Below are 23,772 nucleotides of genomic sequence, written 5' to 3' on the forward strand. Positions count from 1 at the left end.
CGGCCAGGGCAATCGCGGGCCGGGCCGTCCTGTCGGGCCTTTGTGACGTATTCTGACACGGCGCCGTTGCCGTCGTGTCGGGGATGGACTATCAGTGCGCTTCGGCAGATAAAAGCGCGGTCATGAAGCCCGGCCTGATCCCCCCCCTGGACCCGTCCCTTTCCGAGTCTCCGCCGGCGGCGGCGGGAGGTTCGGCGCCATCCCGCACGGCGGCTCGGTCCCAGGACGGCACCCGGGAACGGCTGATCGACCAGGCGCACACCCTGCTGGCCCAGGGCGGTCTGAAGGCGCTGAGCGTGCGCAACCTGGCCGCCGCCGCCGGCCTGTCCACCAGCGCCGTTCCCTATCACCTGGGCGACAAGGACAGCCTGACCCAAGCCGTGTTCCTGGCCGCGGCGGAGCGTGACCGGCAAGCTTGGGCCCAGTTCCGCGTTTCGCTGGGCGACGGCGGCCTGCCCGTCCACGCCCTGGCCGACGCGCTGGTGGTGCAGGCGCTGGACCTGTCGTCCCGCCAGGGCACCATCGAGTTGGTATGGTACGAGCTGATCCACCAGGCCCGCCATACCCCCGCCCTGCGCCCCATCCTGACGCAATGGTATGAGGAGCGGCGCGGCCGCTATCGTGACCTGTTCGCGCTGGCCGGCCTGCCCACCCATATCGCCGACATCATGACCCACTATCTGGTGGGCGACCGGTCCACCCTGCTGGTGGCCGGCGGCGCATCGGGCTTCGCCCTGTCGGTGGTGGAGAACATCCGCCACCTGTGCGATCCGGAAGAAGGCCGTGGCGCCCTGTGGCATGAGCGTCTGCGCCGTCCCGGCGGCGCGGGCGACGACGGTGGGGAACCGGTGGGAGAGACGGAGCGGCGCATCGTCGCCGCCGCCGTGGCCACCATCATCGACCAGGGCGTGGCCGCCGTGACCCATCGCGCGGTGGCGCAGCGGGCGGGCGTGTCCCTCTCCTCCACCACCTATTACTTCCGCTCGCGCGGCGACATCATCCGCCGCGCCTTCCAGTTCATCCATGAGGAGCTGCGGCGCGAAATCCCGGCGGTGCACCGCGAACCGCCACCGCTGGGCATGTTTTTGCGGGCCGTGGCCGACAACATGCTGACGCCGGTGGAGGGCGGACGCATCGCCGGCCGCAACACCACCCACGCCATGGGCGACTTCGCCCTGGAAGCTTGCCGCGACGCCAGCCTGGTGCCACTGTATCTGGCCTTTCGCCAGGGCCGGGGCTCCCGAATTCGCGCGGCGTTGGATCACGTGGTGGGGCCGCAGGCCTCCCTTTCCCCCTTCCAGGCGCAGATCGTGTCCACCTGGATGCAGGGGCGCGCACAGATCCTGCACGCCATGGACGACCCGCCCGATGTCGACGGCTACGCCACCGAGATGATCGTCCTGATGCGCTATCTGCAGCCGGCGATGCCCAAGCCCTGACTGAAAGCCCTGACGTTAAAAAGCCAGGCGTCCCAGATGGCGGCCGGCCAGAACCCAGGCGCGGGCGGCGGCCAGTTGTTCGCCGGCCAGAACCCGCCGCAAATGGGCCACCCGGCGCACATGCTGCCGGCTTTCCAGCACCGTGTAGATATGGGTGTACACGCCGTGGCGGCGGTGGATGACGGCGTAGGTGCGGGCGACACAGTCCGGCACGCCGGCAAGGGGCATGCGCTCTTCCCGCAGCAGATGCACGGCATCCCCCGGATGGCTGGTGATGCCCGGTGCGGTGCCCAGGACCGGCGTCGGCGAATCTTCCTCCGCCTGCGTGACGGTACTGGGCGTATTCAGCGGGAAAGCGGCGGGAATATGCACGGGATGTCCACTCCAGACGGAGCTGACCCGGCATGACGCGACCATACGCTGCGACCCACTTGGTTGCCGCCGCCCGGGAACCGGGGGCCGCCACATCTCCGCGCGAACGCGGAAACCACCTTGCCTGGGCTGGCAGGTTGGTGCGGGACGCCGGCCCCGCTCCTGATGCAACAGTGCCGGCACGAACACCGGCGCGTTGTGGATACCCGCAACCGTTAGGCCTGGCAAGCCGCCAATTGGGCATGACGGTCCCAGTCATCCGGCGTCCAGTGCGGCGCCAGCACCAGGGCGCGGCCGGTGGCGACGATGTCGCCATCCCGCCCGCTGTCATGAATACGGCACACCGTGGCCAAGTCCACCAGCCGCTTTTCGGGTCGCAGGCGGGTGATGGCCACAGTGGCGGACAGCGCCGCATCCAAGGGCACCCGGCGCCAGAACACCGTGTCTTGCTTCAGGTAGTTGGTGCCCGGCCCCGGCAGGCGGACGCCCAGCAGGAAGGAAAAGAGGTTCAGCACCAGCGGCTCGCGCAGGCGATGGCCGGTCAGGCGCTCATAAAGCGCCAGATCCTGGTCCGCGTACAGGCGGGTGACGTGGGCGGCGGCGCCCCGCGGCGGCTCGCGCCAGTCCTCATCCGGCGCCAGCGGCGCCAGGGTGGCCACCCCGTCGCACACGACCTGGCCGTCCGCCCGCCGCTGGGCCAGCAGGCGCACGTGGGCGCCGTCTTGCGGATCGGCGCGGAAGGTCAGCGCCTCGTCCGCGTATGCGGGGGCGGGGAAGGTCACGGCCAGGCGGGCCAGCGGCTGGCCGGGCTGCGCATCGGCGGCCAGGCCACGCAGCAGGGCGCACAGCAGCGCACCATGCGCCACGGTACGGCCGAAGCGGGTAAGGGCAGCGTGGCCGGGATCGACATGGATGGGGTTGTCATCGCCCGACAGCCGGGCGAAGGCGTGGAAATCATCCTGGGTCAGGGTGCGCGTGAGGATCACGAGGCCAGATCCAACCCCGGCGGCGGCACCAGACGGTGCTTCTGGATCTTGCCGGCGGCGGTGCGGGGGAAATCCTCCACCAGCACGAACCGGCGCGGTACCTTGTAGCCGGCCAGTAGCCCCCGGCAATGCCTGGCCAGGCTGTCGATGTCGGTGCCGGGCTGGGCGCGGACATGGGCATGCCCCACCTCCCCCCACACCGGGTCGGGCACTGCCACCACCGCAACCTCCAGCACGCCGGAATGGCGCAGCAAGGCGTTCTCCACTTCCACCGGATAGACGTTCTCCCCGCCAGAGATGAACATCTCCTTCAACCGCCCCACAGGGTAGTAATAGCCGTCCTCGTCCTGGCGCACCAAATCGCCGGTGCGCAGCCAACCGTCGGGGGAAAAGGCGGCGGCAGTGGCCGCCGGCTGGCGCCAATAGCCGGGCGTGACCGCGGCCCCCTTCACCCACACCTCGCCCACGTGGCCGGCGGGCACGTCCCGCCCGGCCCCATCTACCACGCGCACCCGGCATAGGATTTGCGGCTTGCCGATGGAGCCCACCTTGGCGGCGGCCCCGGCCGGGTCGTTCAGGAACAGGGTGGGTCCCGTCTCCGTCATGCCCATGCCGTTGCACACGAACGCCCCGCGCTCGACGAAGCGGCGGGCCAGCGCATCCTCCAGCGGCGCGCCGCCGCAGGCCCAGCGCCTCACGGCGCCCAAGTCCGTGGTCCTGAAGCGGGGATGCAAGGCCAGCTGGCGATAGACGGCGGGCACGCCGAAAAAGGTGGTGATGCGGCCCTGGGCGATCAGGTCCAAGACAGCGCCGGCGTCGAATTGCGACTGCACCATCACCTCCCCTCCCGCCATCAGCAGCGGCAGGGTGTGCAGGTTGATGCCGGCGGTGTGGAACAGCGGCAGGTAGTTCAGGGTGCGGTCATTCTCCGACAAATCAACGCCCTGGCGCAGATTGACATAGTTCGCCATGGCCATGCCGTAGGTGTAGAGCACGGCCTTCGGCTTCCCCGTCGTGCCGGAAGTGTAGAGCAGGTACCAGACATCATCGGCCGGCCAGACCTCGCGGGACGGCAACGACGACTGCTTCGCCACTAGGGCTTCGAAGCAATCGTCCAGATCGACAAGGGCCAGATCGACAAGGGCCAGCCCATCGGCCAGGGCCTGGGCCGTAGCCCTGTCCTCGACCCCATGGAACAGCAGCCGGGGTTGGCAGTCGGCCAGCACGGGAGCCAGTTCCGCCGCCGGCATGCGCCAATTCAGCGGCACCAGCAGGCAGCCCAGCTTGGCGCAGGCGAACAGCAGCACGAAGAAGTCCGGTCGGTTGCGGCACAGCACCGCCACCCTGTCCCCGGGCTCGGCGCCCAAAGCGGCCAGCAGGCTGGCGGCACGCGCGGCGCGATCGTCCAGGCCGGCATAGGTCAGCGCCCCGGCAGCGGACCCAACCGCGGTGAGGTCCACCAGGGCCCTGCGGTCCGGCGACAGCCGGGCGCGCTGCGCCGTCAGGTCGAACAGATCCCACATGGTTTGGCGGCGGACGCCCCGCTCCTTCATTGTTCCGGTTCAGAAATGATCCAGTCAGCTTAAGGCTTGGTCAATTAGGGCTTCAGACCCCGGGCGATGAAGTCGGCCGCCTCTGCCGCGACCTCCGCCGCCGGGCGGTCGTCGCCCCAGACGGCGTAGCGCTGGCCGATGAAGACACTGACGCCGATCAAGGCCCAGGCCCGCACCTCCACGTCGCCCTCGCGTATCTCCCCCCGTTTCTTGGCCGACTCCAGATTGTTGATATAGCCGTCGGCGAACACCTGATAGTAGCGCCGGTAGGCATCCTCGGCAACGAACTGCGCCTCCATCACGATGCGGTAGAGGTTGCGGTGGGCGCGCACGAACTCGATGAACGCCTCCAGACCCAGGCGTTCCGCCGTCAGCCGGTCGGGTGCGTGGGCCACCCGCTCCGCGATCCACCGGCGGGTCAGCGCGCCCATATCCTCCACCAGCGCGCGGAACAGCGATTCCTTGCTGTCGAAGTAAGTGTAGAAGGTGCCCAGGGCCACGGCGGCGCGCTGGGTGATGCCGCTGACCGATGCCTCGTGGAAGCCGCGCTCACCGAATTCCAGGGCGGCGGCGTCCAGCAGCTTGCGCAGAGTGCGCTTGCCCCGCTCGGTACGCGGCGTCTTGTCGGCGGCCGCTTCCCCAGGCGCCGCCTCGGTCTCAGGGCCCTCGCCCACGCCGCCCTGCGTCATGGCATCGGTTTCGCCATCGCCGGCAGCCCGCTTCGCCGCCTCGGGTGAACGCGCCATGCCCCAATCTCCCTCTCTCGTTTTCTAGAACTTGAACGTTGACTCAACTTTCATCTTACGGCAAGCATGACGGCGGGAGGATGATCCGCCGACGCTACCGTCGGTGGATACCACGAAGCGCGGAAAACACCGATGCACGAACTGGGGCGACAGGCCGGGGCCCGGCCACGCGGGGAGGACTCATGCCCGCTGATACCGGCTGACGGCGGGCTGATGACCTATCGTCTGGCTGGCAAGGGCCGCCCTTTGGTGCTGCTGCACGGCTGGGCCACCCATGGCGGCTTCTTCGCCCCGCAGTTCGCCGACTTGGCCGCGTCGTTCCAGGTGCTGGCGCCCGACCTGCCCGGCCATGGCGCCACCCCGGTCCCCCACCCCACCGTGCGGCACCAGGCGGATGCGCTGCGTGCCCTGCTGAACGCCCTGGATCTGCGGGGCGCCATGCTGGTCGGCTGGTCCATGGGGGCCATGGTGGCGTGGCGCGCTCTGCTGGATGGCGCCGGGGAACGGGTGACCGGCCTGGTGGTGGTGGATATGAGCCCGCGCCTGTGCAACGACACCGGCTGGCCCTGGGGCCTGCGGGGGGCGGTCCAGGCGCGTGGGCCCCAGGCGGCCCGCCTGCTGGCCACCGACTGGGCCGTGTTTGCGCCCCGCATCGCCCGGCGCATCTTCGCCGCCGGCAGCCTGCACACCGACCTGCGCCGCTGGGTGGAGGGAGAGGTCGCGCGATGCGATGCCGAAGCCATGGCCGCCCTATGGCTGGATCTGCTGGCCCAGGATTTCCGGGCCGACCTGGGCCGGCTGGACCTGCCCACGCTGATCCTGCGCGGGGGGCTGAGCCAGCTCTATCCCGCCGGCACGGCCGATTGGCTGGCGACGGCCTTGCCCCAGGCGCGACAGGTCACCTTCGCCGCTTCCGGCCATGCGCCGCATCTGGAGGAACCGCAGCGCTTCAACGAGATCATCACCGGCTTCGCCGCCGGCCTGCCGCCCTGAGGGGTTGGGCGGGGAACGGCGATCAACGGACGAAAGAACGGGCCCATGAACAGGGCCATGGACGGGAGGGCAAAGGGAATGAGCAAAGCTGCACGCTGGTTGTTGGGCGTTTCGGTCGCGGGTCTGATGCTGGGGGATGCGGCGTGGGCGCAACAGGCCGCCGACCCCGCCACCGACAGCGACGTGCTGCAAGAGGTGGTGGTGACGGCCCGCCGCCGGGCGGAAAACCTGAAGGATGTGCCGGTGGCGGTCACCGCCATTTCCGCCGACCAGTTGCAGGCCCAGGGCTCCGTCAACCTGACCGACCTGGAATACAAGTCGCCCAACACCACGGTGCAGGTGGCGCGCGGCTCCAACTCCACCCTCATCGCCTTCATCCGCGGCGTGGGCCAGCAGGACCCGCTGTGGGGCTTCGAGCCCGGCGTGGGCCTGTACGTCGACGACGTCTACGTCGCCCGCCCGCAGGGTGCTGTACTGGACATCTACGACGTCAGCCGCATCGAGGTGCTGCGCGGGCCGCAGGGCACGCTGTATGGCCGCAACACCATCGGCGGCGCGATCAAGTACGTGACCCGCGACATGACCGACCAGCCCACCGCCAATGCGCGGGTGGAGATCGGCAGCTATAACGAGCACAACGTCATCCTGTCCGGCAGCACGCCGCTCAGTGAGAAGTTCGCCATCGGCGGCGCCGTGGCCATCTACCGCCACGACGGCTACGGTCACAACCTCTATACCGGCGCCGACCAGTACAATAAGGACGTGGTGGCCGGCCGCATCAGCGCGGAATTCAAGCCTACCGAGAAATTCACCATCAAGGTGGCGGCCGACCAGACCAACGACATGTCCAACGCCAAGAGCGGCCACCGCGAAACGGCGACACCGGCTGGCGCCGCTCCCCTGCCCGACGATTACGACACCATGGCCGGCGTGGGCGACCACAACTTCGTGACCAACCGGGGCATGTCCTTGACGGCCGAATGGCAGCTGTCGGACCAGTGGCTGCTGAAGGCCATCAGCGCCTATCGCGACGGCTACACCCAGACCAACATCGATTTCGACAACCTGCCCCAGCCCTATCTGGACGTACCCGCCTGGTACAAGGACCACCAGTTCAGCCAGGAGGTTCAGGCCGTTTACGCCGGCGAACGGCTGCAGGGCGTGGCCGGCATCTATTACATGGACGCGACCGCCGCCGGCGCCTTCGACACCGATGTGCAGAACCTGGGCCTCAGCATCCTGACCTCCGGCTCGGTCAAGACCAAGAGCATCGCCGGCTTCACCGACCTCAGCTACGACCTCACCGACGACCTGAAGGTCTCGCTGGGCGGGCGCTACACCAACGACGACAAGACCGGCAGCGTCTATCGCGCCTATTACCTGGGCATCCGCAGCCCCATGTTCGGCGGCAAGCAGCAGGCGCCCTTCTCCATCCGCACCAACTACACCAACGACCGCAGCTTCGGCGAATTCACGCCGCGCGCCAGCGTCAGCTACAAGCTGACGCCGGACGTGACGGGCTATGTCTCCTACTCCAAGGGCTTCAAGTCCGGCGGCTTCGACATGCGCGGCGACGCCGTGCTCACCCCCGACACGGTCAAGGGCTACAACCCCGAGACGGTCGACAGCTATGAGGTGGGCCTGAAGGGGGATTATCTGGACCGGCGCCTGACCCTGAACCTGGCCGGCTTCTACGCCGACTACAGCGGCCAGCAGGTGACGACCCAGGTGCCCACCGCCACCGGCATCGCCAGCTTCGTCGACAACGCCGGCGCCAGCCATATCTACGGCCTGGAGTTCGAGGCCGTGGCCAAGCTGACCCGCCAGCTGACCGCCCAGGCCAATGTCGGCTACACCCTGGCGCAGTTCGACAAGTTCCTGTCCTACGACTTGACCAGCAGGCAGTACGTGGATGTGGCCAACACCCGGGGCTTCCAGAACACGCCCAAATGGACCACCGGCTTCACCCTGTCCTACCTGCTGCCCTTCGATGACAAGAGCACCCTGAATTCCTCGGCGAGCGTGTCCTATCGCAGCTTCACCCAGCTGTACGATACCGCCAGCATCCTGGACCAGCCCGGCTACACCCTGCTGGACCTCAACTTCATCTGGACCTCCGCCGACGACCACTGGCAGGTGGGCCTGCATGCCAAGAACCTGACGGACGAGCGGTACCGCGTGGGCGGCTATCCCTTCGGCGGCGCCACCTATGCCAATTCCTTCGCCGCCTATTACGGCCCGCCGCGCACCATCACCGGCACCATCGGCCTGCATTTCTGACAACGGTTCGTTTGGGGCCTGAGCGGGCGGATCCAGATCAGCGGTTCCGCCCGCTTACCCATGCTAGAGATCAGCCAGGATCACCCATGAGCGAGAGCACGATGACCGAGACCGCCGTTCCTCCTCCGTCACCGGTTCTGGCCCCGACCCAGGCACGGCCTCGCTACCGCGTCCTGGTGATGGCGGCGCTGTTCGTGGTCTACACCCTGAACTTCGTGGACCGGCAGATCCTCAGCATTCTGGCCCTGCCCATCAAGACGGAGCTGGGCCTGACCGATACGCAGCTGGGCTGGCTGGGCGGGCCGGCCTTCGCCCTGTTCTATACCTTCCTCGCCATCCCCATTGCCCGCCTGGCCGACCGCATGAGCCGGGTGCGCATCATGGCCGTGTCGCTGGCACTGTGGAGCGGCTTCACCGCGCTGACCGGCCAGGTGGGCCTGTTCTGGCAACTGTTCCTGTGCCGCATGGGCGTGGGCGTGGGCGAGGCCGGTGGCGTGGCCCCCGCCTATTCCCTGATCAGCGACTATTTCCCCAAGCACCAGCGCGCCCGCGCCCTGGCCGTCTATTCCTTCGGCATCCCCTTCGGCAGTGCCCTGGGCATCCTGCTGGGCGGCTACATCGCCACGGCCGTGAACTGGCGCCTGGCCTTCACCGTTTGCGGCATCGCCGGCCTGATCATGACGCCCATCTTCCTGATTTGCGTGCGCGAGCCGATGCGCGGCGCGTTCGACGCGGTGAAGAACGCAGGTGCCCCAGTGCCGCTGCGGGCCGTGCTGTCCATTCTGGGCACCAAGCCGTCGTTCTGGCTGCTGTCGGCCGGTGCCGCCTCCTGCTCCGTGCTGGGCTATGGCCTGGCGTTCTGGATGCCGGCCTTCCTGGCGCGCATGCATGGCATGGCGCTGAAGGACGTGTCGCTGTTGCTGGGCGTCGGCAGCCTGGTGGCCGGCACGCTGGGCATCTGGGCTGGCGGCGCCCTGGCCGACCGGCTGGGCAGCGCGCGCAAAGCCGCCTATCCGCTGGTGCCAGCCGTGGCCTTCCTGGTGGCGGTGCCGCTCTACGCCCTGGGCTTCCTGGCCAAGGAGCTGTGGCTGGGGGGGGCGCTATGCACCCTGCCGCTGGCCCTGGGCCTCGCCTGGCTGGGCCCCGTCATCGCCGCCGTGCAGCACGTGGTGCCGCCGGCCATGCGGGCCACCGCCTCGGCCATCTTCCTGTTCATCAACAACCTGGTGGGCATCGGCTTCGGCATCTTCTTCTTCGGCCGTCTGTCCGACCTCCTGGCCCCCCGGTACGGCACCGAGGCCCTGCGCTATTCCATGCTGATCGGGCTGGGTTTCTACCTGCTGAGCGCGCTGTTCTTCATCCTTTCCAGCCGCCGTCTGGAACGGGATTGGGAGAGGTGAAGTCCGATGGGTTGCGGGTAAGGGCTAGGAGCCTTACAATGTGGAAATTCCCACGGGAGGGATTTTTCCGATGTCCATCGAACTGACGGTAACGGCCAAGGGCCAAGTCACCCTGCGTCAGGAAGTCCTGGCTCACTTAGGCATAGGGCCAGGCGACAAGGTCGTGGTCGATCTATTGCCGGATGGCCGGGTCCAGGTCCATGCCAAACCGGGCCTAGCCATAACGGAGCTGTTCGGTGCGCTGAAACGGCCCGGCCAGCCTGTCCTTACCATTGATGAGATGAATGAGGCGATCGCGGCCGGTTGGGCCGGCGAACGATGAAGATCACAATCGATACCAATATCCTGGTCCGTTTCTTCATTGAAGACGATCCAGAGCAGGCGGCCCAGGCACGCGCCCTGATGATCAAAGGGACACGGATCGTCATTCCCCTGCCCGCGCTGTGCGAGGCGGCATGGGTACTGCGACGCGGGTATCGACTTCCCGCCGCGGATATCGCGGATCAGTTGGAACGCCTGCTTCTTGTCGAAACAATCGTCATCGACAGGCAGGCGCTGATGGCGGGTGTCGCTTTCCTGCGCGCCGGTGGTGACTTCGCCGATGGGGCCATCGCGACCGATGGCCGGGACAAGGGTGGTGAAGTGTTTGTTTCGTTTGATCGTGGCGCCGTCAATCGCTGGCGGCGTATGGGCGGGAACGCTGCCGAACCCGCCCTTATGCTGTCCGCCGGGTGATCACTCCGCCAGCTGCGCCTCACGCTGGCGGGCGGAGTTGCGCATGCCGTAGAGGAAGTAGATGGCCAGGCCCAGCAGGCTCCACGCGCCGAAGCGGATCCAGTTGCTGAGACCCAGCGAGATCATCAGCGCCACGCAGATCACCGCGCCGACGACGGCCACCACCGGCAGGTAGGGCACACGGAAGGGGCGCGGGCGGTGCGGGTCGCGCACGCGCAGCACCAGGGTGGCGACGCAGACCAGGGCGAAGGCCATGAGCGTGCCCAGGGACACCAGGTCGCCCAGCACGTCCAGGGGGGCGATGCCGCCGATGATGGCGGCCACCACCGTCACCCACAGCGTCGCCTGCCACGGCACATGGTGCTCCGGATTGACCGAGGCGAAGGACGGCGGCATCAGGCCGTCGCGGGCCATGGCGTAGAAGATGCGGATCTGGCCGTAGTTGCAGATCAGGATGGCGGAGCCCAGGCCCAGGATGGCGGCCAGGTTGATGATCATGCCCAGCCAGGCCAGGGACGGGCCGGCGTTCTTGATGGCGATGAAGATGGCCTCGGGCGCGTCCAGCATGGTGTAGGGCGCCAGGCCGGTCATGACCAGGCCCACCACCACGTACAGCGTCACGCAGACGGCCAGGCCGCCCAGGATGCCGCGCGGCACGGTGCGCTGGGGCGCGCGCGCCTCCTGCGCCGCGGTGGAGACCGCGTCAAAGCCGATATAGGCGAAGAACAGGGTGCCGGCGGCGCGGAACACGCCGGACCAGCCGAAGGCGCCGTCGCCCGTGTTCTCGGGAATAAAGGGATGCCAGTTGGCGGTATCGACGTAGAAGATGCCCACCACTGCGAACAGCACCATGGCGCCCACCTTGATGGCCACGGAGATGTTGTTGAAGCGCGCCGTTTCTTTGATGCCCAGGCTGAGGATCACGCCGCACAGGGCGATGATGAACACGGCCGGCCCGTTGATGAAGGCCCCGGTCCATTCAAAGCCCTTCTCATCCGAGTAGGACAAGGGGGCCGATGCCAGGTTGGTGGGCAGATGCACCCCCCATTGCCCGAGGAAGGCGTTGAGGTAGCCGGAAAAGCCCACGGCCACGGCCGACCCGCTGATCATGTATTCCAGCACCAGGTTCCAACCCACCAGCCAGGCCACGATTTCACCAAGGGTGGCGTAGGTGTAGCTGTAGGCGCTGCCCGCCACGGGGATGACGGTGGCCAGTTCGGCGAAGCACAGCCCGGCGAACAGGCAGGCCAGCGCGGCGAAGGCGAAGGAGATGGCGACCGCCGGCCCCGCATGGGTGGCGGCCTGCGATCCGGTCATGACGAAGATGCCGGCCCCCACCGTGCAACCTACGCCCGCCAGGATCAGGTCCAGCGTGCCCAGGCCACGCGCAAGCTTTGCGGCCCCGTGCTTCCCCTCACCGGCCGCGATGAGCGCATCGACCGGCTTGACCGTCCATAACCCCATACCCGTCCCTTTCCCCGTTCGCACCATCAGGTGGGCCGCACGTCCGGGGCCCTGTCCTATCCGTTATTCCCGTCCTAGCACGTTCCGGCACGCCCGTCCCAGCCCGGGCCCTGAACGCGATCAAATTTTTAATCCACGCCTTCATCCTCCGGTGAGGGGTATCGGCGCAGCACCGCCTCGATGACGAAATTCTGGCCGGTATAGACATGCTCATACAGCAGCTGTGCCGCCTTCTCGCCATCGCCGGCGATCAGGGCGGCCAGCACCGGCTGGCTGCCGGCCCGGTAAGCCGCCGCCCCTTCGGACTGGGGGATCCCCATGAACAGGGGGCGCTGCCCGCGCTCGTACAGGTTCTGCAGGATCTGGTGCAGGCGCGGGTTGCCTGACGCCTCGGCGATGGTCTCGTGGAAATCCTGGTCGGCCTCCAGGATCTTGCGGTGCTGGTCGGGGTCGTCCGGCTCCACCGTAATGGTGGTGGCACGCACCAGGCGGCGGACATGCGCCGTGGTCAACCGCCCCGCCGCCAGCCGCCCGGCCATAGGCTCCAAGGTCAGGCGGAGTTGGAAGCAGTGCATGATGTCTTCCGGCGTGATGGGCGCCACGGTGAAACCGCTGCGCGCCCGCGCCGCCATCAGCCCTTCCTGGCACAGGCGGGCCAGGGCGGTACGCACCGGCGCCTTGCCGAAGCCCAACCGCTCGGCCAGCAGGGCCTCACTGACCCGCTGCCCCGGCGTCAGCCGGCAGAGCATGATGTCGGCGCGCAGGGCCTGATAGGCCCGTTCGCTCAGGCGTTCGTCAGTGGTGGTCAAGGCCCGCTTACCTCCCGCTCATGCCGCCCTAATGCCGTCCCTCTTACTAGAACGCCAGCCCCGCGCCCAGGTCGCCATTCACCACCAGGGCCTTGGCGGCGGCGATGTCGGGGGCGAAGTAGCGGTCCTGGTCGTAGGCCGGCACCACGGCGCGCAGCTTGGCCCGGGCCGCCTCCAATGCTTCCGAGGTCCTCAGCGGCAGATGGAATTCCAGGCCCTGGATGGCGGCCAGCGCCTCGATGCCGACGATGCCGGCGGCGTTGTCGGCCATGTCGATCAGGCGGCGGGCGGCCCAAGTGGCCATGGAGACGTGGTCCTCCTGATTGGCGGAGGTGGGGATGCTGTCGACGGAGGCCGGATGGGCCAGGCCCTTGTTCTCGCTGGCGAGCGCCGCCGCCGTGACGTGGGCGATCATGAAGCCGGAGTTGATGCCGCCGTCCTTCACCAGGAAGGCCGGCAGGCCCCCGTTGTGGTGCGGGTCCACCAGCATGGCAATGCGGCGTTCCGACAGGTTGCCGATCTCGGCGAGCGCCAGGGCGATCTGGTCGGCGGCGAAGGCCACCGGCTCGGCATGGAAGTTGCCGCCGGACAGGATGTCGTCGGTGTCGGGGAAGACCAGGGGGTTGTCGGTGACGGCGTTGGCCTCGATCAGCAGGGTGCCCGCCGCCATGCGCAACTGGTCCAGGCAGGCACCCATGACCTGCGGCTGGCAGCGCAGGCAATAGGGGTCCTGCACCCGCTCGCAATCCAGGTGGCTGGCGCGCACGGCGCTGCCGTCCAGCAGGCGGCGATAGGCGGCGGCGGTGTCGATCTGGCCCTTCTGGCCGCGCAGGTCGTGGATGCGGGCGTCGAAGGGCGTGTCGCTGCCCCGCGCCGCGTCCACCGACAGGGCGCCGGCGGTCAGCGCCGCCTGGAACACCCGCTCCGCCGCGAACAGGCCGTTCAAGGCCAGGGCGGTCGACACCTGGGTGCCGTTCAGCAGCGCCAGGCCCTCCTTGGGGCCAAGTTCCACGGGCGCCAGCCCCGCCCGCTTGATGCCTTCGGCGGCGGGCAGGATCTGGCCGTCCACCCGCACGTCGCCCACGCCCAGCAACGGCGCCACCAGATGGGCCAGCGGCGCCAGGTCGCCCGAGGCGCCGACGGAGCCCTTGGACGGGATGCAGGGGTAGACGCCGTGGTTGGCCAGCGCCGCCAGCGCCCGGATGACGCTACTGCGCACGCCGGAATAGCCGCGCGCCAGGCTGGAGATCTTGAGCACCAGGATCAGGCGGACGATGGCGTCGTCCAGCAGCGGGCCGGTGCCCACGGCGTGGCTCAGCACCAGGTTGCGCTGCAACTGCGACAGCTGGTCGTTGCCGATACGGGTCTTGGCCAGCAAGCCGAAGCCGGTGTTGATGCCGTAGGCGGTGTGGCCCGCGGCCATGACGGCGTCGACCGTGGCGGCGGACTTTTCCGCATTCGCCAGGGTGGCGTCATCCACCATCAGGTGGACAGGGCCCGCCAAGGTGGCGCGCAGGTCAGCCAGGGTCAGGCGGCCGGGGACCAGGGTAAGGGTGTGCATGACACGGGAACTCCCGAAAAATCAACAGACTATAGGCTCGTCTTCAGCCGGCGGCGTAATGCGCCGCCGCTGAGGACAGGAAGGTTGCGATCATCTGGCGCAGCACCGGACGCAGGCGGGAACAGCGCCCTTCATCCAGCGCCGGCACCAGGCCGGGGGCCAAATGGGTGTCCTGCGACAGCTCCAACTGCAGGGCGTGGACATGCGCCGCCGGTTGGCCGTAGTGGCGGGTGATGTGCCCGCCCTTGAAGCGGCCGTTCAGCACCGCGCTGTAGCCGCTGGCCTGGGCTACCCGGAACACCGCGTCGGCGAAACCGCCGGCGCAGGAGGCGCCGGCGTTGCTGCCCAGGTTCAGGTCGGGCAGCCGGCCGTCGAACAGGCGCGGCACCTCCGCCGCGATGGAATGCGCGTCCCACAACAGGGCGTAGCCGTGCCGGGCCTTCAGCCGGGCCAACTCCGCCCTCAATTGAGCGTGGTAAGGCTGCCAATAGGTGTCCACGCGGACGGCTTTTTCAGTATCGTCGGGCCCTTGCCCCGGCAAATACAAGGGCGTGCCGTCGAACATCACATCCGGGATCAGGCCGGTGCCGGCCTGGCCCGGATAGAGGTTGGCGTCATTGACCGGGCGGTTCAGGTCCACGACATAGCGGCTGTAGCCGGCCACCAGGGTAGAAGCGCCAAGCTCGCCCGCGAAGTCATACAGCAGATCAACATGCCAGTCGGTGTCGAGCAGGCCGTGGGCCTCCGGCACCAGGCGGGACGCTATGTCCCCCGGCACCTGGATGCCCACATGGGGAAAGGAGATCAGCAGCGGTGCCGTTCCTTCGCGGAAAGTGAAGATTGGCGCCGTCATTTGCCAACCACGGACAGGTTCAGACCATGGTGCGGGGCGCCGTAGGCAGTCAGATCATGGCCGACGACGACGTGTGGAACGGCGGGCCTCATTTGACATTCCTCCTTCCTGCTTCGCCGGTCAGAGCATATCGCTGAGGGGTGTTTTGGCCCCGAAACGACTGATCTCGATGGCAATGGCGGCACAACGGGCGCCATCCTAGCGGCGGAGTGATGCCGCGTAAAGGCCTACTACGCCATCTGACCTGTCAGTTAGCTCGCCGGTATAGAGCCTCGCAGCCCTGCTACGCCCTGCCAAAACGCTGGATCTGGCTGTCTGATTCCCTTGCGATGTTTGGCCAATGATGGATCAGCATGACGTCCTGTATGTCATTGGCTATCTGAAATTTCAGAACCGCCAACGGAGCGCCGCCCGCCTCAGCACAAGGGAATAGGCCTGCCAATCGGATGGCGACGCCTGTGCAAAACGGGGCGCGAAGTGGTCAGGCCGTCTGATCGGGGGCGCTCGACACTGCCAGCAGGCAGGCCAGGAAGTCGGACGCGTCCTCGGCGTCGGCTAGGAAGCCCGCGCCGATAATCCGCCGTTCCACATCCACCCGTCGGACGATGATGGGGAACAGGGCGACGCCGTTGGTCACCTCGCTATGGATGCTGACGGTCAGGGCCTGGCCTGGGGCAATATCCTCCACCCCGCCGTGCAACTGTAGGCCGATGCCCTTGGCAGACCAGTCGACCAGGCGAGCCTGATGGCGGTCCACCCGCAACGGGTACGCGTCGCCGGACAGGCGGGTGGCCTGGCGGCGGTCCACTGCGGAGGGAGGCGTCTCATCCGTCATGGGCGCCATCCTACCCGGATTAGACGGCCAAGGCTTCAGCGGAAAAATTCTTGGCGCCGCGGAAGTCGGCGTTGCGGATGTCGGCCCCGCGCAGATCGGCCATGGTCAGGGTCGCGTCGGTCAGGCAGGCGCCGGCCAGGACGGCATTGCGCAGGTTCCCCTGGCTCAGGTCACCATCTTCCAAGCGGGCCATGGTCAGGTCCGCGCCCGCCAGATTCACCCGCACCATGCGCGCCTTGCTGAAATTGGTGGGCCATTCATGGCCGTTGCGCAAATCCATGGGGCAGGCTACGGCATTGGCCAGGTTCGCCTCGTTCAGCGTCGCCCGCTCCAGGCAGGCGCCGCGCAGATCGGCGCCGGCAAGCTCCGCACCGCGCAGGTCGGCCATGGACAGATCGGCCATGGCCAGCACTGTGCCGCTGAGGTTGGCGCCCTTCAGCGTTGTCTGCCTGAGGATGGCAGCCGACAGGTTCAGGTTGGACAGATCCTGGCCGCTGAGGTCGATGGCCGACAGGTCCGCGCGCCTGCCCTTGCCGCCATTGCTCAATATCCACAGGCGGTGCTGACGCAACGTCTCGCCGATGGTGCCCTCGATATCGTCCAGGCGGCGCACCAGGTCGGCGCCCGTCAGGTTGGCCATGGAGAGGTCGACATCGTCCAGCAGGGCGCCCAGCAGACTGGCCTTGGACAGATTGGCGCTGCGCAGCAGGGCGCGGGTCAGCACGGCGCCATCCAGCTTGGTGCCGCTGAGATTGGCCTCCGACAGGTCCGCGCCTTCCAAATTACAGCCGGTGAGGTCGGAGCCGCTGAGGTCCGCCCTGACGAAGATGGCGCCGCGCAGGTCGGTGTCGCGCAGATCGGTCTGGACGACGAAGGCGTTGGACAGCTTGGCGTGGCTGAGGTCGGCCTTGGTCATGGACGCCTCCGCCAGCTCGGCCGAAGGATTGCCCTGCACATTGGGCGTCAGCTCGCCGTCCTTGCTGCGCATCAGATGACCATCGCGCAGGTCGGCCTCCACCATCACAACCCGCTGCATGCTGGCCCCACGGAAGGCGGCACCGCGTAGATCGGCCCGGGTCAGGTTGGTGCGCTCCAGCGTGGCGCGGCGCAGGTCCGCCCCGAACAGGCAGGCGGAGCGCAAATCGGCCTCTGACAGGTCGGCATCGCTAAGCCGCGCGCCGGTCAGGTCGGCGCCGGCCAACATCCGGCCGCGCAGTACGGCGTTGGACAGGTCGCAGAACTTCAGGCTGGCCCGCGCCCCGCCCCGTTGCCCCTGGAGGTAGCGCAGATGCAAGGTCAGGGCTTGCTCGATCTCCGCGGCCGAGAGGCGCCGGTAACCGATATCGAGACTGTCAACGTCGGCCCTGGGGCTCATATGGGTCTCAGGCTTTAAGGTTCATCACCGCGGGAGCCTATGTGATAGCGGTCCTTCGTTAATAAAAGGTCATCAAGACAAAGTTTCTCCCGCAGAGGCCTAAAAAATCAGCGGAAAAATCAAAAGAACATTTTGAATTTTGCTTTCTGATGGATTGTGACGGGAGCTCATCTCCTTTAAATAGAGCTGTCCTGACCTGTGCCGCAAAAGGCAACGGCGGAACCCGAGGGTCCCGCCGTCCCGTCCAACTGCCACTTGCCCTTGAACTGTGCTCTTGCGCGTAAGGCACCCGCCGTGGCGTTGTCGTCCGGTCAGGCGCACTCACGTCCAGAATTAGGCCAAATGGGTCTCCAGCGCCGCGTTCTTCACGGCCTTCTGAAGCTTTTCGAACGCCCGCACCTCGATCTGGCGCACACGTTCGCGGCTGATGCCGAACTCCTGGGACAGGTCCTCCAGCGTCGTCGGGTCGTCGCGCAGGCGACGCTCCGCCAGGATACGGCGCTCACGGTCGTTCAGGCCCTTCATGGCGCCGGCCAGCAGGGCCTTACGCTTGCCCAGCTCTTCCCGGTCGGCCAGGCGGATTTCCTGGCTTTCCGTCTCATCCACCAGCCAATCCTGCCACTCGCCCTCGCCATCCACGCGCAGGGGCGCGTTCAGGCTATGGTCGGGGCTGCCCAGGCGGCGGTTCATGGACACGACGTCCTGTTCCGGCACGTCCAGCTTGGTGGCGATGGCGGTCACCGTCTCCGGCGACAGGTCGCCGTCCTCGATGGCCTGCATCTGGCCCTTCAGCTTGCGCAGGTTGAAGAACAGTTTCTTCTGCGCGGCCGTCGTACCCATCTTCACCAGGCTCCAGCTGTGCAGGATGTATTCCTGGATGGCGGCGCGGATCCACCACATGGCGTAGGTGGCCAGGCGGAAGCCGCGATCGGGGTCGAAGCGCTTCACCGCCTGCATCATGCCGACGTTGCCTTCGGAGATCAGCTCGGACAGCGGCAGGCCGTAGCCGCGGTAGCCCATGGCGATCTTGGCCACCAAGCGCAAATGGCTGGTCACCAGCTGGTGGGCGGCAATGCCGTCCTCATGTTCCTGCCAGCGCTTGGCCAGCATGAACTCCTTCTCCGGCTCCAGCATGGGGAAGCGGCGGATTTCCTGAAGATACCGCGACAGGCTCGATTCCGAACTGACGGCGGGGATGGCGGGCAAGGTGGCCATGGTCAACAACCTTTCACGGTTAAGGACCCCCGGGGATCGGGCGGTCCCCCCGTACCGGATGCTCAAATGGAGCCCCCCGGACGGGGTTGGGGTGACACATTGATCAGTATACGCCTCTGACTCGTATCCGACCACACTTTAAAATCATTCTAAACTAAAGATCAGCCCTGCAAGATCGGCGGGCAGGTCGCTGGTGAAGGCCACCATGTCACCGCTGACCGGGTGACGGAAGGCGATGTCCTTCGCATGCAACGCTTGGCGACGAAAACCGAGAAGTTGGGCCTGCGCGTCCGGCGTCGCCTCCTTCAGCCGGGCGCCCAGGGCGCCGGTGGGGCGAGCCTTGCCATACAGCGGATCGCCCACCAACGGATGGCCGATCTGGGCCATGTGCACCCGGATCTGGTGCGTACGGCCCGTGGCCAGCTTGCATTCCACATGGGCGGCCAGCAGGCCGTAGCGGGCCAGCGTGCGCCAGCGGGTCAGCGCCGGCTTGCCGCCCTTGCTTACCACGGCCATGCGCTTGCGATCCGTCGGATGGCGGCCGATGTTGCCCTCGATTTCCCCCTCGCCCGTCGCCGGTGAGCCCCAGACGACGGCGTGGTAGGTGCGCGACAGGGTGCGGTCGGCGAACTGAGCGGACAGGCCGGCATGGGCCCGGTCGGTCTTGGCCACCACCATCAAGCCGCTGGTATCCTTGTCCAGCCGGTGGACGATGCCCGGCCGGCGCACGCCGCCGATGCCGGACAGCCGTTCCCCACAGTGGAACAGCAGAGCATTCACCAGCGTGCCGTCCGGGTTGCCGGCGGCGGGATGCACCACCATCCCGGCGGGCTTGTCGATCACCAGCAGGTCATCGTCCTCGAAGACGATGGTCAGCGGGATGTCCTGCGCCACCGGCACGGCCGGCTCCGGCGCCGGCACGGCAATCTGGAACACCTGGCCGGGTTTGACCCGGTATGAGGCGTCGTCTATGGTCTGGCCGCCCGGCTGACCCAAGGCCACGCGCCCCTCCCCGATCAGCGCTTGCAAGCGCGAGCGGGTGAGGCCGGCGGCCTCCGGCACCAGCTGGGCCAGGGCCTTGTCCAACCGGTCGCGGGCCGCGGTGTCGGGGATGGTGACAGCGATAAGGGCGCAACCCGCCTCCTCGCCCTCCAGTTCCTCATCCTCCGCGCCATCCACCACCGGGGCGCCAAGGTCCAGGCGGTCAGCCCCGCCCTCACCCGCCATGGCGCTGAAACGCGCGACGGCAGGGTCGGCAGGCTGGCCCGAGGCGGCACAGATGGTTGAAGCAAGTGCGGACAATAAAGACCTTCCTCGTCATCATGGGCGTACTGATCGTCGCCGGTTTCACCTTCATCGGGGTGGAGGTCTGGCGGCGTGCCACCGACCCGAACCACCCCCGCGCCTTCGGCCGCCACGCCGATACGGCGGCATCAGGTGCCACTACCCCTTCGGCCCTGCCGCCCGAGGCCCTGGCCCCCCTGCTGAAACTGCCGGAAGGCAGCCGCATCGAAGCCATGACCAGCGTGGGCAGCCGCTTGGCCGTCCAGGTCGCCCTTCCCGGCGGTGCCCAGCAGATCGTCCTGCTGGAGCCCAGTACCGGAAAGATCCAGATCGCGGTCGTTGCTGGAACCACTTCATCGGGCACCCCATCTTCCACAGGTGGGGTGCCTGAACCCAACCAGACGATGCGCCCGCAGGTTCCCCGGACGCCGTGATTACGGTCACACCGGCCGGCCGCCCACCAGCGTAATCGCCCTACATGACAGAGATTTAATGGCCCCTGTCAGGAAGCCGGCGCTGGAATGAGGGCCGGGGGTGACTGCCCAATATTTCAGCGATGCACGGCAGCATTAGGCTCTTCCATACTTTTTTGCTTCCTCTTCGTGCGCGCCGGCCCCGATCATCACCCGACATCCAGCAATAGGCGAGACGGTCCCCCATGAACTTCATGAGCGACAATGTGGTGGGCGCGGCCCCGGAGATCCTGGCGGCCCTGGCCGCGGCCAATGAGGGCGCGCAGCCCTCTTACGGCGGCGACCCGCTGACGGCGCGGGTGACCCGGGACCTGGCCGAATTGTTCGAGTGCGACGTCACCGTTTTCCCCGTCGCCACCGGCACCGCCGCCAACGCGCTGGCCCTGTCGGTGCTGACCCCGCCTTACGGCGCCGTCTATTGCCATGACGAGGCCCATGTGGAGGTGGATGAGTGCGGCGCGCCGGAGCTGATGTCCGGCGGCGCCAAGCTGGTCCCACTGGCGGGCCCCCATGGCAAGCTGGACGCGATGGCGCTGAAGGCCGCCTTGGACAAGGGCGGCGCCGGCGTCGTCCACCATGTGCAGCCGGCTGCGCTGACCCTGACTCAGGCGACGGAGTCCGGCACGGTCTACACCCCCGACGAGGTCATGGCCCTGACGGAGGTGGCGCGGGCGCACAAGCTGCGCGTCCACATGGACGGGGCCCGCTTCGCCAACGCCGTGGCCAGCCTGGCCTGCGCCCCGGCCGACATCACCTGGCGCGCCGGCGTGGACGTGCTGTCCTTCGGTGCCACCAAGAACGGCGCCCTGGCGGCGGAGGCGGTGATCTTCTTCGACAAGGCCCTGGCCGACAACTTCGCCTATCGCCGCAAGCGGGCCGGCCATTTGTTCTCCAAGATGCGCTTCCTGTCGGCACAGTTGGACGCCTACCTGACGGACGGCCTGTGGCTGCGCCTGGCCACCCACGCCAATGCGATGGCGACGCGCCTGGCCCAGGGCCTGGACGCCCTGCCCGGCGTCGGCCTGCGCAGCCCGGTACAGGCCAACGAGGTCTTCGCCGTGATGCCGGAGCCGATGATCGCTGGCCTGGAGGCCGCCGGCTTCCACTTCTACCGCTGGGATGGCGCCTGCATCCGCCTGGTGACCGCCTGGAACACCGACCCGGCGCATGTGGATGCCTTCGCCGCCGCCGCGCGGGGGCTGGCGGGAATCGCGTGAGCGGCCAAAGCGCGCCTGAGGCAAAAGACCGCCCCGCGCCCACGCCCGCAATGACGTAGGGTCTGGGCCGTGAACCGGGGCAGACGCACCCCGACAAACTCTGTGGAGATCCCATGCGCACCATCGTTCTCGCCGCCGCCCTCTCGCTGGCGGTCACGGTCCCGGCCTGGGCGGCCCTGCCCAACGGCGCCCCGGCCCCGGCCTTCACCGCCCAGGGGGCCCTGGGCGGCAAGACTTCGACCTTCTCGCTGACCGACGCGCTGAAGAAGGGGCCGGTGGTGCTCTACTTCTTCCCCGCCGCCTTCACCAAGGGCTGCACCGTGGAGGCGCACGAATTCGCCGAGGCGACGGAGACGTTCAAGCAATACGGCGCCACCGTGGTGGGCGTGACCGCCGGCAACATCGATCGCGTGGCCGAGTTCTCCTCCGTCGAATGCCGGGACAAGTTCATGGTGGCCGCCGATCCCGATGCCAAGATCGCCGCCGAGTATGACGCCAAGAGCCAGGGCAATTCCGCCATCTCCAACCGCACCTCCTACGTCATCGGCCAGGACGGCAAGGTCGTCGCCAGCTACACGGACAACAACCCCGACCAGCACGTGCAGCTGATGCTGGACGCGGTCAAGGCGCTGCACACTAAGTAAGCACGGGCCGATTCCAGCGGCCGCACGGGCCGCTGGAATCACCTTGAGATCAATCCGCCAGGATATGCGCGGTCTCAGCGGCGGTGACGAAGGCCGCGCGAGCGGCCTCCGCCTCGCCCGACCCGTCCAGGGCCGCCAGGCACGCGGCGGTGGCGGCCTGGCGGGCGGGATCGTTGAGGTGGGCTTCCGGCCAACGGTAGATCAGCCAGTTGGAAGCCTCGTCCACCGTTGTGATGGTCCGGCGGACGGACGGGGCTTCCCACACATCGATCGGTGTCAGGGTACGCAAGAGCGGCCTCCTCCAGCTGTTGGACCATACAACGAGGCAGCGGCGGCCGGGTTCCCGCCGGACGTCATCCGCCCGTTACTAGCCTGAACGCGATGCCCCACATCACCAGCGCGATGACGCCCCCAAACGACATGAGAAAGGCCTCTTATGCCGTTTTCCGGATCAGGTAGGGTTAAGGTAAATGCCCCAAACGTCCGAGCGCGCGCCTGCGGAGGTGCAGACCACGCCATCGGCCTGAAAACGTATGGTGATGGAACGGCCAGCGGTAAATGCCGTGGTAGCCAAGGCCAGCAACGCGTCCCTATCCGTATTGCTGGACGGAATGACCGCTGCTCCTTGCGCATAGTGAATATATAAGTCGCCGCTCCCAATCCAAATGCGCACGACATTGACGGTGCATTCCGTGTAAGCGAAAGCGTTGATGGGAAAAAAAACAACTAAAGCTGCCAGGAAAATCTTCAGAATTCTCATTCCATCCCTACTTATATTAAAAATAAAGTTTTCACTTTTCAGAATTCGATAACTTCGAGCATAGCATATATATAACCATGAATGCACTAACAAGATCAGATGAATCAACCGACTGGCTTTGCCAACTGCCTAAACCGAAAAGCCAGTGTACTCACCTGCCCGTGACCAGACTGAACGCGATGCCCCACATCACCAGCGCGATGACGCCCTCCAGCAGCCGCCAGGCGGCGGGGCGGGCGAAGATGGGGCGCAGCTTGGTCGCGCCAAAGCCCAGCGAGAAGAAGAACAGGAAGGAACCGGTGATGGCGCCGGCGGCGAAGGACGCTTGGAAGCCGTCGAACTGGGTGGAGATGGTGCCCAGCAAGACCACCGTATCCAGGTAGACATGCGGGTTCAGCCAGGTGATGGCCAGGCAAGCCAGCAGGGTCCGGCCCAAGCCCTGCCCCTCCGCCCTGGGGCCTGCCGTCAGCGCGCCGGTGGAGCGCCAGGCCGACCATAGGCTTTTGGCCCCGTACCAGGCCAGGAAGGCGGCGCCGGCATAGCGCATGACCGGGTCCAGCCAGGGCAGCCAGGCGGCGGCAGTGCCGAAGCCGGTCACGCCAATGCCGATGAGGACGGCATCGGACAGGGCGCAGGCCAGGCACACGGCGAAGACGTGCTGGCCGCGCAGGCCCTGGCGCAACAGGAAGGCGTTCTGCGCACCGATGGCGACGATGAGGCTGAGCCCCATGCTCAGGCCCGCGATGTAAACCGAGACATTCATGGCGGTAAGGCGAAT

The 23,772-nt window shown here is 67.3% G+C and carries 24 protein-coding genes and 1 riboswitch; of the genes, 9 read left to right on the forward strand and 15 right to left on the reverse strand.

Features of this window, described 5'->3' with window-relative positions; all coding sequences use genetic code 11:
• Positions 1 to 122 precede the first annotated feature (122 nt).
• On the forward strand, positions 123 to 1,439 hold the full coding sequence (locus Y958_RS25490; RefSeq protein WP_186291489.1) for a TetR/AcrR family transcriptional regulator: 1,317 nt from the start codon (positions 123 to 125) through the stop codon (positions 1,437 to 1,439).
• 15 nt (positions 1,440 to 1,454) lie between these two features.
• Here Y958_RS25490 and Y958_RS25495 read toward each other — a convergent pair whose 3' ends face one another.
• From Y958_RS25495 to Y958_RS25515, 4 genes are all read right to left on the reverse strand, one after another.
• On the reverse strand, positions 1,455 to 1,811 hold the full coding sequence (locus tag Y958_RS25495) for a hypothetical protein (protein ID WP_088874705.1): 357 nt from the start codon (positions 1,809 to 1,811) through the stop codon (positions 1,455 to 1,457).
• 49 nt (positions 1,812 to 1,860) lie between these two features.
• Positions 1,861 to 1,985, reverse strand: a riboswitch (SAM-I-IV-variant riboswitch).
• 41 nt (positions 1,986 to 2,026) lie between these two features.
• Complete coding sequence (locus Y958_RS32175; protein WP_211098716.1) at positions 2,027 to 2,797, reverse strand: MaoC family dehydratase; 771 nt, start codon at positions 2,795 to 2,797, stop codon at positions 2,027 to 2,029.
• Positions 2,794 to 4,350, reverse strand: coding sequence for an AMP-binding protein (locus Y958_RS25510; protein ID WP_244909602.1), 1,557 nt, complete (start codon positions 4,348 to 4,350; stop codon positions 2,794 to 2,796). Before Y958_RS25510 ends, Y958_RS32175 begins: the two co-directional genes overlap by 4 nt.
• Before the next feature lie 44 nt (positions 4,351 to 4,394).
• Positions 4,395 to 5,096 carry a TetR/AcrR family transcriptional regulator gene (locus Y958_RS25515; RefSeq protein ID WP_004273323.1) on the reverse strand — a complete coding sequence of 234 codons (702 nt, stop codon included), beginning with the start codon at positions 5,094 to 5,096 and terminating at the stop codon, positions 4,395 to 4,397.
• 213 nt (positions 5,097 to 5,309) lie between these two features.
• Between Y958_RS25515 and Y958_RS25520 the strand changes: the two genes are divergently transcribed.
• The 5 genes from Y958_RS25520 to Y958_RS25540 all read left to right on the forward strand — a co-directional run bounded on the left by Y958_RS25520 (position 5,310) and on the right by Y958_RS25540 (position 10,504).
• Positions 5,310 to 6,089 carry an alpha/beta fold hydrolase gene (locus tag Y958_RS25520; protein ID WP_186291490.1) on the forward strand — a complete coding sequence of 260 codons (780 nt, stop codon included), beginning with the start codon at positions 5,310 to 5,312 and terminating at the stop codon, positions 6,087 to 6,089.
• 78 nt (positions 6,090 to 6,167) lie between these two features.
• Positions 6,168 to 8,369 (forward strand): TonB-dependent receptor, encoded by a 2,202-nt coding sequence (locus tag Y958_RS25525; RefSeq protein ID WP_088874707.1) that lies wholly within the window; start codon positions 6,168 to 6,170, stop codon positions 8,367 to 8,369.
• Positions 8,370 to 8,455: 86 nt separating this feature from the next.
• Entirely contained in the window at positions 8,456 to 9,769 is a 1,314-nt protein-coding gene (locus tag Y958_RS25530) for a spinster family MFS transporter (protein WP_088874708.1), read from the forward strand.
• A gap of 70 nt (positions 9,770 to 9,839) precedes the next feature.
• Complete coding sequence (locus Y958_RS25535; RefSeq protein WP_088874709.1) at positions 9,840 to 10,091, forward strand: AbrB/MazE/SpoVT family DNA-binding domain-containing protein; 252 nt, start codon at positions 9,840 to 9,842, stop codon at positions 10,089 to 10,091.
• Positions 10,088 to 10,504, forward strand: coding sequence for a type II toxin-antitoxin system VapC family toxin (locus Y958_RS25540; protein ID WP_088874710.1), 417 nt, complete (start codon positions 10,088 to 10,090; stop codon positions 10,502 to 10,504). The genes Y958_RS25535 and Y958_RS25540 overlap by 4 nt, the downstream gene beginning before the upstream one ends.
• On the opposite strand, the gene Y958_RS25545 is transcribed toward Y958_RS25540, so the two are convergent.
• The 8 genes from Y958_RS25545 to Y958_RS25580 all read right to left on the reverse strand — a co-directional run bounded on the left by Y958_RS25545 (position 10,505) and on the right by Y958_RS25580 (position 19,918).
• A complete protein-coding gene (locus tag Y958_RS25545; protein ID WP_088874711.1) occupies positions 10,505 to 11,968 on the reverse strand; it encodes an APC family permease in 1,464 nt (487 codons plus the stop codon).
• Positions 11,969 to 12,096: 128 nt separating this feature from the next.
• Complete coding sequence (locus Y958_RS25550) at positions 12,097 to 12,777, reverse strand: GntR family transcriptional regulator (protein WP_088874712.1); 681 nt, start codon at positions 12,775 to 12,777, stop codon at positions 12,097 to 12,099.
• A gap of 46 nt (positions 12,778 to 12,823) precedes the next feature.
• Positions 12,824 to 14,338 (reverse strand): histidine ammonia-lyase, encoded by a 1,515-nt coding sequence (gene hutH / locus Y958_RS25555; protein ID WP_088874713.1) that lies wholly within the window; start codon positions 14,336 to 14,338, stop codon positions 12,824 to 12,826.
• 43 nt (positions 14,339 to 14,381) lie between these two features.
• Positions 14,382 to 15,191: an N-formylglutamate deformylase gene (gene hutG / locus Y958_RS25560; protein ID WP_088874714.1), complete on the reverse strand. Its 810-nt coding sequence runs from the start codon at positions 15,189 to 15,191 to the stop codon at positions 14,382 to 14,384.
• Positions 15,192 to 15,672: 481 nt separating this feature from the next.
• Positions 15,673 to 16,026, reverse strand: coding sequence for a PilZ domain-containing protein (locus tag Y958_RS25565; RefSeq protein WP_145727614.1), 354 nt, complete (start codon positions 16,024 to 16,026; stop codon positions 15,673 to 15,675).
• 19 nt (positions 16,027 to 16,045) lie between these two features.
• Positions 16,046 to 17,401: a pentapeptide repeat-containing protein gene (locus tag Y958_RS25570; RefSeq protein ID WP_088874716.1), complete on the reverse strand. Its 1,356-nt coding sequence runs from the start codon at positions 17,399 to 17,401 to the stop codon at positions 16,046 to 16,048.
• A 333-nt stretch (positions 17,402 to 17,734) separates the two neighbouring features.
• Entirely contained in the window at positions 17,735 to 18,616 is an 882-nt protein-coding gene (rpoH, locus tag Y958_RS25575; protein WP_004272279.1) for an RNA polymerase sigma factor RpoH, read from the reverse strand.
• A 144-nt stretch (positions 18,617 to 18,760) separates the two neighbouring features.
• Complete coding sequence (locus Y958_RS25580) at positions 18,761 to 19,918, reverse strand: RluA family pseudouridine synthase (RefSeq protein ID WP_244909603.1); 1,158 nt, start codon at positions 19,916 to 19,918, stop codon at positions 18,761 to 18,763.
• On the opposite strand from Y958_RS25580, the gene Y958_RS25585 reads away from it, so the two are divergent.
• The 3 genes from Y958_RS25585 (at position 19,909) to Y958_RS25595 (ending at position 22,234) form a co-directional block, all read left to right on the forward strand.
• Positions 19,909 to 20,334, forward strand: coding sequence for a hypothetical protein (locus tag Y958_RS25585; protein ID WP_145727613.1), 426 nt, complete (start codon positions 19,909 to 19,911; stop codon positions 20,332 to 20,334). The two genes, Y958_RS25580 and Y958_RS25585, sit on opposite strands and share 10 nt — an antisense overlap.
• A 224-nt stretch (positions 20,335 to 20,558) precedes the next feature.
• Positions 20,559 to 21,590: a threonine aldolase family protein gene (locus tag Y958_RS25590; protein ID WP_088874718.1), complete on the forward strand. Its 1,032-nt coding sequence runs from the start codon at positions 20,559 to 20,561 to the stop codon at positions 21,588 to 21,590.
• Between the two features lie 113 nt (positions 21,591 to 21,703).
• The gene (locus tag Y958_RS25595) at positions 21,704 to 22,234 is read left to right on the forward strand and encodes a peroxiredoxin (RefSeq protein ID WP_088874719.1); all 531 of its coding nucleotides are present in this window, start codon (positions 21,704 to 21,706) and stop codon (positions 22,232 to 22,234) included.
• A gap of 49 nt (positions 22,235 to 22,283) precedes the next feature.
• Here Y958_RS25595 and Y958_RS25600 read toward each other — a convergent pair whose 3' ends face one another.
• The 3 genes from Y958_RS25600 to Y958_RS25610 all read right to left on the reverse strand — a co-directional run bounded on the left by Y958_RS25600 (position 22,284) and on the right by Y958_RS25610 (position 23,757).
• Complete coding sequence (locus Y958_RS25600) at positions 22,284 to 22,523, reverse strand: DUF982 domain-containing protein (protein ID WP_145621848.1); 240 nt, start codon at positions 22,521 to 22,523, stop codon at positions 22,284 to 22,286.
• A 162-nt stretch (positions 22,524 to 22,685) separates the two neighbouring features.
• Positions 22,686 to 22,994, reverse strand: coding sequence for a hypothetical protein (locus tag Y958_RS25605; RefSeq protein ID WP_088874720.1), 309 nt, complete (start codon positions 22,992 to 22,994; stop codon positions 22,686 to 22,688).
• 151 nt (positions 22,995 to 23,145) lie between these two features.
• Positions 23,146 to 23,757 carry a LysE/ArgO family amino acid transporter gene (locus tag Y958_RS25610; RefSeq protein WP_088874721.1) on the reverse strand — a complete coding sequence of 204 codons (612 nt, stop codon included), beginning with the start codon at positions 23,755 to 23,757 and terminating at the stop codon, positions 23,146 to 23,148.
• Positions 23,758 to 23,772 lie beyond the last annotated feature (15 nt).

It is taken from the genome of Nitrospirillum viridazoti CBAmc, assembly GCF_000730165.1.
GTDB classification, from domain to species: Bacteria; Pseudomonadota; Alphaproteobacteria; order Azospirillales; family Azospirillaceae; genus Nitrospirillum; species Nitrospirillum viridazoti.

What these genes read in the sequence shown, in the direction of transcription:
- Y958_RS25490 (WP_186291489.1), top strand. Translation starts at nt 123, where the DNA reads ATGAAGCCCGGCCTGATCCCCCCCCTGGACCCGTCCCTTTCCGAGTCT.
- Y958_RS25510 (WP_244909602.1), bottom strand. Translation starts at nt 4,350, where the DNA reads ATGAAGGAGCGGGGCGTCCGCCGCCAAACCATGTGGGATCTGTTCGAC.
- Y958_RS25515 (WP_004273323.1), bottom strand. Translation starts at nt 5,096, where the DNA reads ATGGCGCGTTCACCCGAGGCGGCGAAGCGGGCTGCCGGCGATGGCGAA.
- Y958_RS25520 (WP_186291490.1), top strand. Translation starts at nt 5,310, where the DNA reads ATGACCTATCGTCTGGCTGGCAAGGGCCGCCCTTTGGTGCTGCTGCAC.
- Y958_RS25525 (WP_088874707.1), top strand. Translation starts at nt 6,168, where the DNA reads ATGAGCAAAGCTGCACGCTGGTTGTTGGGCGTTTCGGTCGCGGGTCTG.
- Y958_RS25530 (WP_088874708.1), top strand. Translation starts at nt 8,456, where the DNA reads ATGAGCGAGAGCACGATGACCGAGACCGCCGTTCCTCCTCCGTCACCG.
- Y958_RS25535 (WP_088874709.1), top strand. Translation starts at nt 9,840, where the DNA reads ATGTCCATCGAACTGACGGTAACGGCCAAGGGCCAAGTCACCCTGCGT.
- Y958_RS25540 (WP_088874710.1), top strand. Translation starts at nt 10,088, where the DNA reads ATGAAGATCACAATCGATACCAATATCCTGGTCCGTTTCTTCATTGAA.
- Y958_RS25545 (WP_088874711.1), bottom strand. Translation starts at nt 11,968, where the DNA reads ATGGGGTTATGGACGGTCAAGCCGGTCGATGCGCTCATCGCGGCCGGT.
- hutH (WP_088874713.1), bottom strand. Translation starts at nt 14,338, where the DNA reads ATGCACACCCTTACCCTGGTCCCCGGCCGCCTGACCCTGGCTGACCTG.
- hutG (WP_088874714.1), bottom strand. Translation starts at nt 15,191, where the DNA reads ATGACGGCGCCAATCTTCACTTTCCGCGAAGGAACGGCACCGCTGCTG.
- Y958_RS25565 (WP_145727614.1), bottom strand. Translation starts at nt 16,026, where the DNA reads ATGACGGATGAGACGCCTCCCTCCGCAGTGGACCGCCGCCAGGCCACC.
- Y958_RS25570 (WP_088874716.1), bottom strand. Translation starts at nt 17,401, where the DNA reads ATGAGCCCCAGGGCCGACGTTGACAGTCTCGATATCGGTTACCGGCGC.
- rpoH (WP_004272279.1), bottom strand. Translation starts at nt 18,616, where the DNA reads ATGGCCACCTTGCCCGCCATCCCCGCCGTCAGTTCGGAATCGAGCCTG.
- Y958_RS25590 (WP_088874718.1), top strand. Translation starts at nt 20,559, where the DNA reads ATGAACTTCATGAGCGACAATGTGGTGGGCGCGGCCCCGGAGATCCTG.
- Y958_RS25595 (WP_088874719.1), top strand. Translation starts at nt 21,704, where the DNA reads ATGCGCACCATCGTTCTCGCCGCCGCCCTCTCGCTGGCGGTCACGGTC.
- Y958_RS25605 (WP_088874720.1), bottom strand. Translation starts at nt 22,994, where the DNA reads ATGAGAATTCTGAAGATTTTCCTGGCAGCTTTAGTTGTTTTTTTTCCC.
- Y958_RS25610 (WP_088874721.1), bottom strand. Translation starts at nt 23,757, where the DNA reads ATGAATGTCTCGGTTTACATCGCGGGCCTGAGCATGGGGCTCAGCCTC.